Origin of the sequence: Pararhizobium polonicum (assembly GCF_001687365.1) — a bacterium.
GTDB classification, from domain to species: Bacteria; Pseudomonadota; Alphaproteobacteria; order Rhizobiales; family Rhizobiaceae; genus Pararhizobium; species Pararhizobium polonicum.
This window is the reverse complement of sequence record NZ_LGLV01000010.1, coordinates 260,258-274,998: the sequence shown is the minus strand read 5'-3', so window position 1 is coordinate 274,998 and position 14,741 is coordinate 260,258. Positions and strand designations below refer to the sequence as shown.

At 59.4% G+C, this 14,741-nt stretch carries 11 protein-coding genes and 1 tRNA gene; 4 read left to right on the top strand and 8 right to left on the bottom strand.

The features are described from left to right. Window positions 1–1,248 precede the first annotated feature (1,248 nt). The 3 genes from ADU59_RS30285 to ADU59_RS17455 form a co-directional block, all read right to left on the bottom strand. Window positions 1,249–1,497: a hypothetical protein gene (locus ADU59_RS30285; protein ID WP_139093189.1), complete on the bottom strand. Its 249-nt coding sequence runs from the start codon at window positions 1,495–1,497 to the stop codon at window positions 1,249–1,251. Window positions 1,498–1,560: 63 nt separating this feature from the next. Beyond that, on the bottom strand, window positions 1,561–2,052 hold the full coding sequence (locus ADU59_RS17460) for a BA14K family protein (RefSeq protein ID WP_068955407.1): 492 nt from the start codon (window positions 2,050–2,052) through the stop codon (window positions 1,561–1,563). Window positions 2,053–2,177: 125 nt separating this feature from the next. Continuing rightward, entirely contained in the window at window positions 2,178–2,396 is a 219-nt protein-coding gene (locus ADU59_RS17455) for a hypothetical protein (RefSeq protein ID WP_068955406.1), read from the bottom strand. Window positions 2,397–2,600: 204 nt separating this feature from the next. Here ADU59_RS17455 and ADU59_RS17450 point away from each other — a divergent pair, with 204 nt between their 5' ends. Next, window positions 2,601–3,740, top strand: a complete 1,140-nt coding sequence (locus ADU59_RS17450; RefSeq protein ID WP_083198322.1) for an alpha/beta hydrolase — start codon at window positions 2,601–2,603, stop codon at window positions 3,738–3,740. 34 nt (window positions 3,741–3,774) lie between these two features. On the opposite strand, the gene cml is transcribed toward ADU59_RS17450, so the two are convergent. The 5 genes from cml to ADU59_RS17425 all read right to left on the bottom strand — a co-directional run bounded on the left by cml (window position 3,775) and on the right by ADU59_RS17425 (window position 11,723). Continuing rightward, a complete protein-coding gene (gene cml / locus ADU59_RS17445; RefSeq protein ID WP_068955404.1) occupies window positions 3,775–4,971 on the bottom strand; it encodes a CmlA/FloR family chloramphenicol efflux MFS transporter in 1,197 nt (398 codons plus the stop codon). A 224-nt stretch (window positions 4,972–5,195) separates the two neighbouring features. After that, on the bottom strand, window positions 5,196–8,969 hold the full coding sequence (metH, locus tag ADU59_RS17440) for a methionine synthase (protein WP_068955403.1): 3,774 nt from the start codon (window positions 8,967–8,969) through the stop codon (window positions 5,196–5,198). A 165-nt stretch (window positions 8,970–9,134) separates the two neighbouring features. Continuing rightward, the gene (locus ADU59_RS17435; RefSeq protein ID WP_425332027.1) at window positions 9,135–10,298 is read right to left on the bottom strand and encodes an AGE family epimerase/isomerase; all 1,164 of its coding nucleotides are present in this window, start codon (window positions 10,296–10,298) and stop codon (window positions 9,135–9,137) included. 15 nt (window positions 10,299–10,313) lie between these two features. Then, window positions 10,314–10,808 carry a heme-degrading domain-containing protein gene (locus tag ADU59_RS17430; protein ID WP_068955401.1) on the bottom strand — a complete coding sequence of 165 codons (495 nt, stop codon included), beginning with the start codon at window positions 10,806–10,808 and terminating at the stop codon, window positions 10,314–10,316. Window positions 10,809–10,826: 18 nt separating this feature from the next. After that, window positions 10,827–11,723, bottom strand: coding sequence for an ROK family protein (locus tag ADU59_RS17425; protein WP_068955400.1), 897 nt, complete (start codon window positions 11,721–11,723; stop codon window positions 10,827–10,829). A gap of 218 nt (window positions 11,724–11,941) precedes the next feature. On the opposite strand from ADU59_RS17425, the gene ADU59_RS17420 reads away from it, so the two are divergent. From ADU59_RS17420 to ADU59_RS17410, 3 genes are all read left to right on the top strand, one after another. Continuing rightward, window positions 11,942–12,018, top strand: a tRNA-Arg gene (locus ADU59_RS17420). A 393-nt stretch (window positions 12,019–12,411) separates the two neighbouring features. Further along, complete coding sequence (locus ADU59_RS31025) at window positions 12,412–13,863, top strand: GSCFA domain-containing protein (RefSeq protein ID WP_083198321.1); 1,452 nt, start codon at window positions 12,412–12,414, stop codon at window positions 13,861–13,863. After that, window positions 13,860–14,546 carry an SGNH/GDSL hydrolase family protein gene (locus ADU59_RS17410; RefSeq protein ID WP_068955398.1) on the top strand — a complete coding sequence of 229 codons (687 nt, stop codon included), beginning with the start codon at window positions 13,860–13,862 and terminating at the stop codon, window positions 14,544–14,546. Before ADU59_RS31025 ends, ADU59_RS17410 begins: the two co-directional genes overlap by 4 nt. The last annotated feature ends 195 nt before the right edge of the window (window positions 14,547–14,741 follow it).

Genomic DNA, 14,741 nt, shown 5'->3' with positions numbered 1-14,741 from the left:
TTCTTCTACGCTTTTGCCTCTTGTGAAGGAAAAAGCCTCCAATGCCCCAGCCTGGCCGCTTATCCGCCAGGCCTTTCAATGAGGCGGGGTTTAGCCCTGGACCCATGGACGGCAAAGCCGTCCGGCGGGGTGAACCGCCCGTGGTGTGGCTACCCGGCACGCCCGGCCCGCTTTCACGAACCGGAGGAGAACCGCCTTTCACGCAGCCCCGGGGATCTGACGCGCGTTTCGCCAAATCGTCCGGGCACCGGCCCCGCCTCGCCGGCAACGCTAACCGGTGTATCCTCGGCGGAACAAGCTCATGATGGCATGGAACAAAAGGGCGGGGAAATTTCGTCTGTGGCGAGGATCCCCTCACCAACAAAATCTAACCCTTAGCCTGCGGCTAAGATGTTGATTTTGTGTCCTCTCCCACGAGGGGAGAGGTATGCTGCCGCATCTTTCCGATAAAAATCTCGTCCCCGTTTTGGGCGGATGAAGCCACGGGCTACCTCTCCCCTCGTGGGAGAGGAGGCAATGTCAACATCTTGGCTTTCGCCAAGTGTTCGAAATTGCAGGTGAGGGGGACGGTCCAGAAACGGAGGAGGCGCTAGCTGCGCCCGGCGGACGGGTCATCGCACCCCCCCCCCGAGATCGTTGAAAGCCTGGATCAAACACCTAGAGTTTTTCCTCCGGCCCCAACTGGCCCAATAAATAAAAACAAACAAGCGCTCCAGCATATATAGAGCTAAAAACCAATACGGTATTTTCTGGCGTATCCCTAATGCTGCCTAACATCCTCCCACGTATGCCGCTGGTATACACGAACATTGACAGTATCGTTGCTTCGCACACTATGCTGAATGCCATTGTAATTAACACACCTATCCAACCATTCGATATTTTTTGAATAAAAAATAAAGATACAGCAAATGCCGATATCGCAAGAGAAAATGGCACAATATATATAATATACTCAAGAGAATTGAATATTAACAAGCCTAGTGACGCCATGACAACAGGTAATGAATTCGCGACTATTATCTCAATCACTCGTATTTCGACACTCATTATTTTCATTATTAAATCCCTGTCCCGGTAGGCGTTTTGCTCCGGTTTTATTCATCCGATTTCCTGCTTGAGTCATCTCTATCGGATTGACTGTTTTTCTTATCCGACTCAGCGCCGCCCAGCCCCCCAATGTTGATTATCAGTGATGGATGCTTCTCTTCCTCGAACGCTTTCTTCTCCAACGCCCCTGTACGCTTTTCAAAAAATCTGCGGTGAGCCGAGAAAATGTCGAGGCAAATCCTCGATGCCCCTGCAAACGCTTTGCAAGTTTCGGTCACCCCTAATTCCGTCAAACGTCATCCCTGCTGGGGCACCAACAAGCCCACCGATTGCCGCACCCGATATAACATGCTGTAGTTCTAGCTTGCCATTTGTAATTGCATCGCCGGCAACAACACCCAGCGCGCCACCAGCATCGCTGCTGATGGCGCCTTTCACAGCGCTCACTGAAATTTCGCCAGAGATATACTCTGCCGCTCGTATGCGGATCAGGTCGTTATGAGCCTACGCCTAGTACGGCGAGATACACTGGCGACGGCCGCCATTGTACGGCTGGAACGTGTTGTCATAAGCCCGATAGGAACGATAGCGCGCATAGCACCAATTGGCATGCGAGCCGCCGCCACGATAATAGCGCTCACCGCCGGAATATCTGGGTTGCGCCAGCATGCCGCCAATGATCGCTCCGGCAGCGAAGCCGCCAAACGCTGCGCCGAAATTATCGCCGCGGTGACGGTAATAGCCCCGGCCATGGCGGTAGTACCCACCATCGCGATAGTAGCTTCGATCACGATAGAAACCCCGGTCGCGGTAGTAACGCTTTTTGTAATAACGGCTATTGCCGCCGTAGCGGCCGATACCCCAGGAACTGCGGTAGGATTCGACCTGCTGGACATCCGAAGTCTGAATCTTCGGCCTCTCGATGGATGGGAACGCCTGCGCCGGCACAACGCTTGAAAAGGCTGTGGCCAGCGACAGACCGATGATTGCGAGCATCTTCATTTGGGTCACCATTTTGCCTTTCGGCAAGCGTAACGCTCCAGACGCCGATTTGTGCCACGATTGGACGGAAGTAACAGGATTGTGATCAAGACGCACACGCATGGGGTCTCTTCCGCAATGCCTTTTCAGAAGAGACGCTTGAACGTCCATTTGACGGTATATTCGCCGCTGCGCTTCATTTTGGTCTTGGTTCGCACCTTGACCGGACCGCCAAGCGCGATCTCCGCATCCTCAAAAGCCTGGCGGGCCTCGGCGATGGCTCGGTGATAGGCGCTGTTGTCGCGCTTCGGGTCTGCGGCAATCGCCTTGAAAAGGGCGATCGTATCCAGTTTGTCTTCGGCCATGAATGGGTCACGCTCCTTCTTGCCATGCCGCGGCCGCGTATCGATCCATGTCGCGGCGCCGGACCAGGCTGGTTCAATACACCAACCTGTGAGCGCGTCTCAACGCAAACGTCCGGGCAAACGTCCGGCAGATGCATCTGTTGCCGGAGGGGAAAATATGCCACCAAGGCTCTTGCGCCTTCGCCGTCCAGTCAGCGGGTACCAATGAGTCGTTTGTTTGAACCCAATCGTGCTTCCCCCAACCTGCGCAAGATGGCCATCGTCTTCGTCGCCGTCTCGCAACTGGCGGCCTGCGCAACGCGCCCGACGGATGCCGTCTTGCAGCCGGTCAGCGCTGCCGGCGGAGAAAGAGAGATCACGCTTCTGACGGCAACCGACAGAACGAAGGATGCGGACGGCCGGGGCTTTGCAAATGGCCGCGCGCCATCGATGGCATTCGAAGAATATACGATCTCCATTCCGCCCACGCACAAGCCGTCGAAAATCGAATGGGCGAAGAACAAACCGGACGCGCGGCGTGACATCGTGGTCACGAAGCGGACCGCCCTCGATAAGCCGACGTTCGTGGCATTGGCAGGCAAACCGGCGGCCGACGGGTCTGTCGGTCTGTTCGTCCACGGTTATAACTACAGCTACCAGGAGGGCCTGTTCCGGCTGGCCCAGATCGCCGCCGACGCAAAGATCGACGCGATGCCGGTTCTCTTCTCGTGGCCTTCGGAAGCGACCCTGACGGGCTACGTGGCTGACAAGGACGCGACGCTCTTTGCCCGGGACGATCTGGTGGCTGTTATCACCGAAATGTCGCGCCAGCCCCAGGTGAAAAAGTTCTTTCTGTTCGGGCACAGCATGGGATGTTTTCTGATCATGGAAGCGCTGCGGCAGCTCAAGCTCGAAGGCCGCGGCGATGTCCTGGACAAGCTTGTCGTCCTGCTGGCAGCGCCCGACATCGATGCGGATGTTTTCCGCAAGCAGCTTGCCGTCATCGGACCGTTGAAGACGCCGCTGACATTGTTTGTGGCCAAGGACGACAAGGCGCTGAGAGTTTCCAGCTTTCTGGGAGGCGAAAGACAACGCGCCGGCGGCCTGGATGTCGACGATCCCGTCGTCGAGGATGCTGCGGCGCGCTACGGGATCAAGGTGATCGACATCACCTCCGTGAAGGCGGACGACGGCCTCGGTCACGACCGCTATGCCAGCCTGGCCGCCGTCGGTCCCCAGCTCGTCTCGCTCGACACCCGCGCGGGCGCATCGGGCCGGGAGACCGGGGCCTTCGTTTTCGACGCTGCGGCCTCTGTCGTTTCCAGCCCCTTCAGGCTGGTCGGCAGGGTGGTCGGGGGACGATGAGGCAGGGCAGCATCCGCTACCCTGCCCACACCAATTAGCCCGGTATTTTCCGCCGGCGAAGCAAGGCCAGCGCGACCAGCACCACCAGCGCCATGACAGACGCATAGGCCACAAGCGGCCATGCCGTATTGCCGTGCAGGGCGACGACCGCCAATGTCCCGAGACTGCCGACGATCAGGCTCTGGATGCAGAAATGCAAGGCAACGGCTGCCCCTGCGATATCACCAAAGCCCTTCAACGCTCCGTTGGCGGTTACGGAAACGGCAAAGACAATACCGATCGCCATGATCCACATCGGCAGGATGAAGGTGAAAAATGACGGAGAGCCGAACAACTGGCCGACACTCAGCAGAACCGCGCCGAACAGCAACATCGCCATGCCCCGGGCGAGACTTCCCGGGATTCCCCATTTTTGAACGAACTGCCGGGCAAAGCGCGTGGTGACGATCATCGCGCCCGCCGCCGTTGCAAAAGCCAGGCTGAACGTCACCTCGGAAAAGCCGGCTCCCTCGATCAGTATCCGGGGCGCGGTCGAGAAGAACACGAAAAACGTCCCCATGGCGGCGCTGAATCCAAGCGTGTAGGTCCAGAATGCGAAGCTTTTGAAAATAGGCAGGACCGAGCGGCGCGCGACTGCCGCCGATACGGGCCGCGTTTCATGCCAGCGGAAGACGGCATTGACGAGCGCCAACAGGGCGACAGCACCAAGGGCGACGAAAATCGCGCGCCATCCCAACCTTTCCGCGATCACCGCTCCGGCGATCGGACCGAGAGCCGGCACGAACGACAGCATGGCGCTGAAGAGGCTATAGATGACGGCGCTTTCCGGACGCTCCGCATAGACATCGCGAACGGCCGCAAACGTGGCGACGAGGGCGGCGGACGCACCGGCGGCCTGAAGCAGCCGGAAGGCGACGAACAGGGCCACCGTCGAAGACGCGGCCAGGCAGAACGACGCGATGGCAAACAGCAGCGCCCCGCCAAGCAGTACCGGGCGCCTGCCGATACGATCGGACAGGGGGCCGAACACGATCTGCCCAAGCCCGAGCATGATCATGTAGAGGCTGAGAGTCAGCTGGACGACCGCCGGACTGGTATTGAGGATACCCGGCATGGCGGGAACAACGGGAAGATAGATATCCATCGCCAGAGAGGCCAGAATATCGAATGGGGCCATCAGCAGCACTGTCGCTGGCAGGGAATAGGCCCAGATACGGGAGTTTGCAGGCATGGGGAAACATCCGCTCAAATGAGGTCATCTGGCGGCGTCTGCCTGTCAGCCTGAGCTGGGATTGGTTCGACAGAGCGCCGCAACAACATGGAAAAGGTTGTTGCGGCTTACTTATCTGCGGATTTTGCGGTCCCCATGCCGATGCTCCAAGATCCGGAATTCGATGGGCGCCCTATATCAAACCGGGAGCGTGCAGACAACGGGGCCGTGCAAATGCTGGCCTCCTACTCCGCAGCCTCCGCCCGCGGCGCCGGCACGTAATTCAGGATCGGCCCGAGCCAACGCTCGACCTCGCCCACCGGCATGTCCTTGCGCGCCGCATAGTCCTCGACCTGATCGCGCTCGACCTTGGCGACGCCAAAATAATAGGCGTCGGGATGGCCGATATAGATGCCGGAAACCGACGAACCCGGCCACATGGCAAAGCTCTCGGTCAGCGTCACGCCGATTTCCTGCTCGGCTTTCAGGAGATCGAACAGCGTCGCCTTTTCGGTGTGGTCCGGCTGGGCCGGATAGCCCGGAGCCGGACGGATGCCGGCATAGGGTTCGCTTGCCAGTTCCCTCGGGTCGAAGGTCTCGTCCGCCGCATAGCCCCAGAGTTCCTTGCGGACATATTCATGCATCCGCTCGGCAAAAGCCTCGGCGAAGCGGTCGGCCAGCGCCTTGACCATGATCGAGGAATAATCGTCGTTGGCGCGCTCGAAGCGTTCGGCAATTGCGACTTCCTCGATACCCGCCGTGACGACGAAGCCGCCGAGATAGTCGCGTTTGCCGCTGTCGACCGGGGCGACGAAATCAGACAGGGCGACGTTCGGCCGGCCGTCGCGCTTGGCCATCTGCTGGCGCAGCGTGAAGAAGGTGGCGCGCTCGGTTACCCGGGTTTCATCGGTAAACAGACGGATATCGTCGCCGACCACGCCGGCCGGCCAGAAGCCGACAACGGCCTTGGGGGCAAACCATTTCTCGGCGATCACCTTGGCCAGCATCGCCTGCGCATCGGCAAACAGTGCACGCGCCGCCTCGCCCTGGCGCTCATCATCAAGGATCTTCGGATAGACACCCTTCATCTCCCAGGTCTGGAAGAACGGGGTCCAGTCGATATAGCGGGCCAGTTCCGCAAGGTCCCAATTCTGGAAGACGCGGGTTCCGAGGAAGGACGGCGTCTTCGGCTGGTAGGCGTCCCAATCGACCTTCTGGGCATTGGCACGGGCCTTTGCCAGCGGCAGGCGCTGCTTTTCCAGCTCGTTGCGCGCATGCGCATCGGCCACCTTCCTGTATTCGGCGCGCACCGTCTCGATATAACCGCCCTTCGCCTCCGGCGACAGCAGGCTCGACACCACGCCGACGGCGCGGCTGGCATCGGTGACGTAGATCGCCTGACCCTGATGGTAGCGGGGATGGATCTTGACAGCAGTATGGACGCGGCTGGTCGTCGCGCCGCCGATCAAAAGCGGGATATTAAAACCTTCGCGCTCCATTTCGGCGGCCACATGCGCCATCTCGTCGAGCGAGGGCGTGATCAGGCCGGAGAGGCCGATGATATCGACGTTGCGTTCACGGGCGACTTCGAGGATTTTCGCGGCGGGAACCATGACGCCGAGATCGATGATCTCATAGTCGTTGCAGGCCAGCACCACGCCGACGATGTTCTTGCCGATATCATGGACATCGCCCTTCACCGTCGCCATCAGCACCTTGCCGGCGCTCTTGCGCTCGCCAAGCCCGCCACCGGCCAGCCGTTCGGCTTCCATGTAAGGCAGGAGAATGGCCACCGCCTGCTTCATCACCCGGGCGGACTTCACCACCTGCGGCAGGAACATCTTGCCCGCACCGAACAGATCGCCGACGACATTCATGCCGGCCATCAGCGGACCCTCGATGACATGCAGCGGCCGCTCGGCATTCTGGCGGGCCTCCTCGGTGTCGGCCTCGATGAATTCGGTGATGCCGTTGACCAGCGCATGTTCCAGCCGCTTTTCAACCGGCCATTCGCGCCATTTCAGGTCCCGTTCCTTGGCCTCCTTGCCGGCTGCGCCCTTGAAGCGTTCGGCAAGCTCCAGAAGCCGCTCGGTCGAATCGGCCCGGCGGTTGAGAACGACGTCCTCGCAGGCTTCCTTCAGCTCGGGCTCGATGGATTCATAGACCGCCAGCTGCCCGGCATTGACGATGCCCATGTCCATGCCCGCCTGAATGGCGTGATAGAGGAACACAGCGTGCATCGCCTCGCGCACCGGCTCGTTGCCGCGGAAGGAGAAGGAGAGGTTGGAGACGCCGCCGGAAATATGCACATGCGGCAGGGTTTCGATGATCTCGCGGGTCGCCTCGATGAAATCGACGCCGTAATTGTTGTGTTCCTCGATGCCGGTGGCGACCGCGAAGATGTTCGGATCGAAGATGATATCTTCCGGCGCAAAGCCGGCCTGCTCGGTCAAAAGCCTGTAGGCGCGGGTGCAGATCTCGACCTTGCGTCCTTGAGTATCTGCCTGCCCCTGCTCGTCGAAAGCCATGACCACGACGGCGGCGCCATAGGCACGGCAAAGCCGCGCGTGATGCAGAAAGGCTTCCTCGCCTTCCTTCATCGAGATGGAATTGACCAGCGGCTTGCCCTGCACGCATTTCAGGCCGGCCTCGATGATCTCCCATTTCGACGAGTCGATCATCACGGGGACGCGGGCGATATCCGGCTCGGCGGCGATCAGGTTGAGGAATTCGACCATCGCCTGCTTCGAATCGATCAGGCCTTCGTCCATGTTGATGTCGATGATCTGAGCGCCGTTGGCCACCTGATCGCGGGCGACATCAAGTGCTGCGGCATAATCGCCCGCCGTGATCAGCTTGCGGAATTTGGCCGAGCCGGTGACGTTGGTGCGCTCGCCGACATTGACGAAGGGGATGTCCTTGGTCAGCGTGAACGGCTCCAGCCCGGACAGCTTCATCAGCCGCGGCACGTCGGGAATGGCGCGCGGCGGATGTTTGGCCACCGCTTGCGCGATCGCCCTGATATGGGCCGGCGTCGAACCGCAGCAGCCGCCGACGATATTGACGAGGCCCTCGCGGGCAAAGCCTTCGATCTGGGCAGCCATCTCCTCCGGGCTCTCGTCATACTGACCGAATTCGTTGGGCAGGCCGGCATTCGGATAGGCGCAGACAAACGTATCGGCGACACTGGAAATTTCCGCCAGATGGGCGCGCATGGCGTTGGCGCCGAGCGCGCAGTTGAGGCCGATGGTGAAGGGATCGGCGTGGCGCACCGAATGCCAGAAGGCCGTCGGCGTCTGGCCCGACAGCGTGCGGCCGGAGAGATCGGTGATCGTGCCGGAGATCATCACCGGCAGGCGGATGCCCTTTTCGATGAAGACTTCCTCGGTGGCAAAGATCGCGGCCTTGGCGTTCAGCGTGTCGAAGATCGTTTCGATCAGGATGATGTCGGCGCCGCCGTCGATCAGGCCGCGCAGCTGTTCGCCATAGGCGATGCGCAGGTCATCGAAGGAGACGGCGCGGTAACCGGGATTGTTGACATCCGGAGAGATCGAGGCGGTGCGGTTGGTCGGCCCCAAGGCACCCGCAACGAAGCGGCGCTTGCCGTCGACCTGCTGCGCGCGAAGGCCGGCCCGCCGCGCCAGGCGCGCGCCGTCGCGGTTCAGCTCATAGACCATCGCCTCCATGCCATAATCGGCCTGGGCGATAGAGGTGGACGAGAACGTGTTGGTTTCGAGAATATCGGCGCCGGCGATGGCGTAGTTGTAGTGGATCTCCTCGATGGCGCCGGGCTGGGTCAGCGTCAGGAGATCGTTGTTGCCCTGCAGATGGCAATCGCAACCGACGAAGCGGTCGCCCCGGAAATGATCCTCGCCGAGACCCAGCTGCTGGATCTCCGTCCCCATGGCCCCATCCATGATCAGGATGCGCTCGCTGGCCGCCGCTTTCAGCGCGGCCATGACTTCGGATCCATCCGGTCTGGAGGAAACGGCGCCGAAGAGTGCATCGATGGCGGACATGGGAGATCTCCCGTTCTGAAAACGACAATATACTGGAAAACAGAAGTCACATAAAGATATCTTTATGTCAATATATGACTTGCATCCTTGATCGCAGACAAAACGCAACCGGCCCCGCCTCTTTCGAAGCGGGGCCGGTTGAAAAACAGTGGTTTAGATCTCTGATCAGAGCCGTTTCAGGCAATCGTCCATTTCATAGATGGCGCAGAGAATATGGTAGAACGTGCTGGCCGGCGCCGGCTCGTCGACAAAGCTGCCATCCGCCTTATGCTTGTCGCGCCACAACCCTTTGACCGGCGTATCGAGGAACCGGGTGAGCGCTGTTGCGGCGCGCACGGCGGAGCGCAGGTAACGTTCACGCTCCTCAGCTTGCGTCAGCGCCGCAAAGCGGATCGCTGCTTTGAGCCATTCCGTCTGCGGCCAGAGCCGGGCGATCGGATCGGCCACCGAGAAATCGTCATAAAGCGTCATCACGACGACCTCGCGCGGCTGCGCGATCCCGTATTGCTCGCCGATCTCGAACAACCGCCGCGCCTTGACCAGCGCATCGGCATTGCCACGCCGTTCGCCCCAGCGCAGCAGCAGCCAGGCCCATTCGAACTGGTGACCCGGCTCGACGATGCGCCCCTTGTCGCCCGGCATCGGCGACCAGTCATGATCGAAGAATTCGCGCAGCGCGCCGGTTTCCCGGTCGATAAAATGGTCCATGCAAAGGAAGGCGATTTCATCGGCCAGATTGGTCCAGGCAACGGTATCGAAACCCTCGACCGCCTCGCTGGCAAGGCACGCTTCGAACAGATGCATATGCGGGTTGGAGCAGAGCGGCAGGCGAGGCGGATTGTCTTCCTCGAAGCCCGCCACCGGATGTTTGCAATGCGCCTCCAGTTTTTCGCGCAGCGCGTTGCTGCGCGCGATCATCTCCGCCTTCCGCTCCGGAAAAACCTGCGCCAGATAGGCGAAGGACAGAAACGCGAAAGCCTGATTGTAGAGATCGAACGACGGATCGGTCAGATTGCCGTCCGCATCCGCCACCGCACCGTAAAACCCGCTCGGCTGCAGATAGACCCGGTCGAAATAGGCGATGCCTTCGGTGGCGGGCGTCCGCCAGTCTCCCGGCCAACCTCGGCGGCCGGCTTCCGCGAAACAATAGACCTGGCGCGGCTGGACGCGCGAGCGGCGATCGGCCCGCGTCGGCTGCCCCGCCATGTCGATGGTCTCGACAAAGCCGCCACTCGACGGATCGAATCCCTTGTCCCGCCACAGCGGCAGGGCCGCCTGCGTCAACCATTCGTTCAAAGTGGCCGAAAAGCCGGCAATATCCATGGTCATCTATCCATCTAGCCTCTAGGCACCGAGCGTCAGCGCGTCGACATTCTTGCCGAGAAGCTTGGCCAGCGCCTCGACGACCATGATATGGTCATCGCGCTGCGGCAAGCCCGACACGGTGACGGCGCCGATACAGCCGGTACCCTTGACGACGATCGGAAAACTGCCGCCATGCGGCGCAAACTCGGTCTCCGGCAAGCCGAACTTGGTCGTGATGTCACTTCCCTGCCTGGCCAGCGAAAGACCGGTCGCATAGCTGCTTTTCAGAAACCGGAAAACGCAATTGCGCTTGCGGCGCACCCAGTTCGGATTGTCGGGGGTCGAGCCCTCGAGCGCCGTATAAAACACCGGCATGGAAAACAGCGTCACATCGATGACGACGCCGAGCTTGCGCTCCACCGCCATGTCGCGCAGCAGCGAACCGAGCGCCCAGCCCGTTTCCAGACTGAAACTGTCGAACTGCAATTCGCGTTCCTGAAGTGCGATCCGTTCCAGATCCGCGTCGATATCCATTCTGCGCCCTCCCTTGTTTCAGTCTTTCCAGAGCCATGCGGCACCGCGCACGCCGGAACTGTCGCCATGCACCGCCTTGCGGATCGGCGTCTCGAAACTGTCGCCGAAAAGATATTTGACGATCAGATCCGGCAATTCGTCGTAAATTTCATCGACATTCGACATGCCGCCGCCCAGCACGAACACATCCGGATCGACAATATTGGTCAGCAGCGCCAGGCTGCGCGCCAGGCGGCCGACAAACCGCTCATAGACGGCGGTCGCAACCGGTTCTCCATTGCGCTTGTCGGCAATGATGTCGCGGCCGCGCCGGTCGGTCCCGGTCGTCAGGCGGTAATCCAGCTCCACGCCGGTGCCGCAGGCATACATGTCGAGGCAACCGTGCTTGCCGCACCAGCATTTGTGGCCCGGATATTCGTCCGGCGTCATCCAGGGCAGCGGATAATGGCCGATTTCGGCGGCGATGCCCTGATAGCCGGCATGCACATGTTTGCCGATCGAAAGGCCGCCACCATGACCGGTGCCGACGATGACGCCGAAAACCGTATGCGCGTCCTTGCCAGCACCATCCACCGCCTCCGACACCGCCAGGCAATTGGCGTCATTGGCAAGCCGGACCTCGCGGCCAAGCGCTGCCTGAAGATCGCGCCCGAGCGGCTGGCCGTTCAGCAGAACGGCGTTGGAATTGCGCACGATGCCGGTGCGCGGATTGGGGCTTCCGGGAATACCGATGCCGATCGTTCCCGTTTCGCCCGCCATCTGCTCGGCGGTCGCCACAAGCTCCTGAACGGCGCGGATGCAGGCGTCATAGCCGCTGGTCGGCGTGGCGATGCGGTGCCGTGCCCTCGTCGTGCCATCGCGATCGAGCGCGATGACTTCCATTTTCGTGCCGCCCCAATCAATACCGATGAACATGCTGAATCAAACTCTGTGGGTCTCATTGTCGAAGGCGGCGCCGTATCGGCCGGGTCTCCCCCGTTCCGCCGCCCCTGCTTAACACCGGAAAACCGTCCGGCGCCAGCCCCGGCCAGCGTCACGCACATCAGAAACGCCTGTTCCTGCAAAAGCATCAAAAAGCACACCGGAAAACACTTGGCTTCCGCCGTCTCCTTTTGTAAGTGTTCTCTCCGGTCGGTCCCATAGCTCAGCAGGATAGAGCGCAAGATTCCTAATCTTGAGGCCACTGGTTCGAATCCAGTTGGGATCACCAATTAAATCAATCTTGTAGTCTATCATGCGTTCCTATTCGGCTATTCCGGATACGCTCTTGCTGTTTCGGTAGGCGATTCTCGGCTGTGTCGTCGAGATGCTTTGGTGGTTAGCCTGACGAGCGCAGGCTCTCGATGTTTGTGCCGCTGAACATGGGAGAGAAGTATATACGACGGTTCTGCTACAAGACAGCAAGGGCACTATCAGGGTCCGTACCCGACACGGAGGGCAATGCCGCTTGAGGTTATGAGATACATGATGGTGAAAGACTACGGTTACCGGCGCGGGATTCGGAGGGCGGCGGTTAATTTAACGTCCATCGGACAACTCCAAGACTTGACTCTCCCTACGTCTGACTAACCAATGGTTTCAAAACAACGCTTTCGAGGTCATTATGACAGACCAGCACCCTTATAAGAACCTGCCTGATTGGGCGGACTGGCGTCGATCGGTAGCAGATCGAAACATGTTCCACATCGCCGACCTATGGCAGCCGCGATTCAACATCACCAAGTCGATGCGAATCGCCACCTTTGGATCCTGCTTCGCTCAACACATCGGCCGTTCCATGAAAGAGCGGGGATTTTCATGGCTGAACTGCGAGCCGGCCCCTCCAGGACTTTCGAAAGAAAACGCCAAAAGATTCAACTACAACATTTTTTCGGCACGAACGGGCAACATCTACACGTCCTCCATTCTGAAGCAATGGACGGAATGGGCAGCGGGTATCAAGGCTCCACCCGATGAGGTGTGGAAAAAAAACGGGCGCTTCATCGATCCGTTCCGCCCCCGCATCGAGCCCGACGGCTTCGAATCCGTTGAAGAGATGGTTGCCAATCGCGCCGTGACGATCGACAGGTTTCGCCAATGCATCGAGCAAGCGGACGTATTCGTATTCACGCTCGGGCTGACCGAGAGTTGGTTCAACAAGAGCGGTGGTTACGAGTATCCGCTATGCCCCGGTACGGCTGCAGGCACTTTTGACGAAGCCGAGCACGTTTTCATCAATCAGGGGTACGAAGCCGTTCGTTCCAGCTTGGTCGAGGCGCTTTCGATCATGCGTAACATGAACCCCGGCCTGCGCTTCCTGCTTACCGTCTCCCCGGTCCCGCTGGTGGCAACGAATGCCGGCCGTCATGTTCTCGTTTCGACAATGGCTTCTAAGTCTGTTCTCAGAGCTGTTGCTGACAGTGTGGCAGGCACAACGATCGAACCTCGTTCTGGGCGTACAAAGTTGAAGGCATCTTGGAAGGACTGGGCCATCTACGGCGAACACGAAATCTCGGATGGAGCCTTGTATATCCGCTCGCCTGGCAGCAATCCATTCTACGGTATCAAGCGCAGAACACCATTGAACGTAGTCGAAGACGATAAGGTATTGGTCCGAGTCGAGGCGGAAAGTGACGCAACCATCGTGGTACACGTGTCACCAAACCTGACAACGAGAAAAGACAGCATAAGCGCCTCTCTCCCTATCAAAGACGGTGTGGCAGAATTCGAGTTTCCCGTTGGGTGGACAGGGAACGCGGCGATTTGGCTTAGGCCCGAACGGAAGACCGATTCTATCAAATTTAAGAGTATCGCTGTTTCCCGCCAATCCGATACGGATGGTTTCGTCGATTATTTCCCATCCTATGAAATCATCAATTCTCCGGCGTTCGGAGGGGTGTTCTTCGAGCGGGATCGGCGCGAGGTCAGCCCATACGGGGTCAATTTTGTGATGAACCATTTCTTCAGCGGCCTTGGCGAAGAAGCAGAGAAAGCCGCGGCTCCGAAGAAAAAAGACGACTTTGACGTGATCTGTGATGAACTGATCCTCGGCAGTTTTTCGAAGGCAGCAGAATGACCATCCATATTGTCGGTACTTCGCATATCTTGCCGCTGCGCCAATCTCTATCCAACAACGGCGAAGGCGCCGGGTTCGAGTGGTATTTTGCCAACAACACAGAATACCAAGCCGGTGAATTCATTTGGACCGATGAAGGCTTGTCGCACACCGCTCACGGCGTCACTGCCATTTGGGAAAAACTGTCCCGGCGCCGCTCGGTCCCGATTAAAGCCGGCGACACCGTCGTCGCTTTTGGCTTCGATGACCGATACGACCGCTACAGTTTCTTGGCAGGCAACACCGATCATGTTTCAAGCGCGTGTCGAGCACAAGCCATGCGTGACCTGGTAGCCGAATCGCCTGCGTTGCGGATGGTTGCACTTGTCCGGGAGAACCAGCCGAGAGCAAGGGCAATTATGGTTGAGCCTCCACTGCTATCCCGTTCGGAGCAGCTCAGAAAATTCGTTGATCATATGGTTCTTAAGCACCGGCTGCATGAGCTATGCAGCCAACATGCAGCCGTTGCGAAAAGATATGACGCCGGATATCTGGTCCAAGCGGTCGAAACTCTCCAGATCGAAGGCGACTATATCTACACGCGCGAAGAGTTCATGGCGCCGGACGGGTTCCACTGGGGGGAGAGCGGCATTGAGACCGTAAGGCGCGATCTTATGCCAGCACTGGGCTTGCAGGCGGCGTAACGGCCTCAGGCCCGGCAGAGCAGCATTGGCCTTCGCCGTTCGCTCGGCGGGGGACTTTTTGTGTTTCACTCAAACGATAGGACACCTCCCTGAGTGCCGCCAGCGAGTACACGACCTTGCAGAGCCAAATCGGTAGCCTTCTCGAGTGTGTACGTTGCGCCCTCGCCCCGTGACGCCGACTATCCGATCATTGTC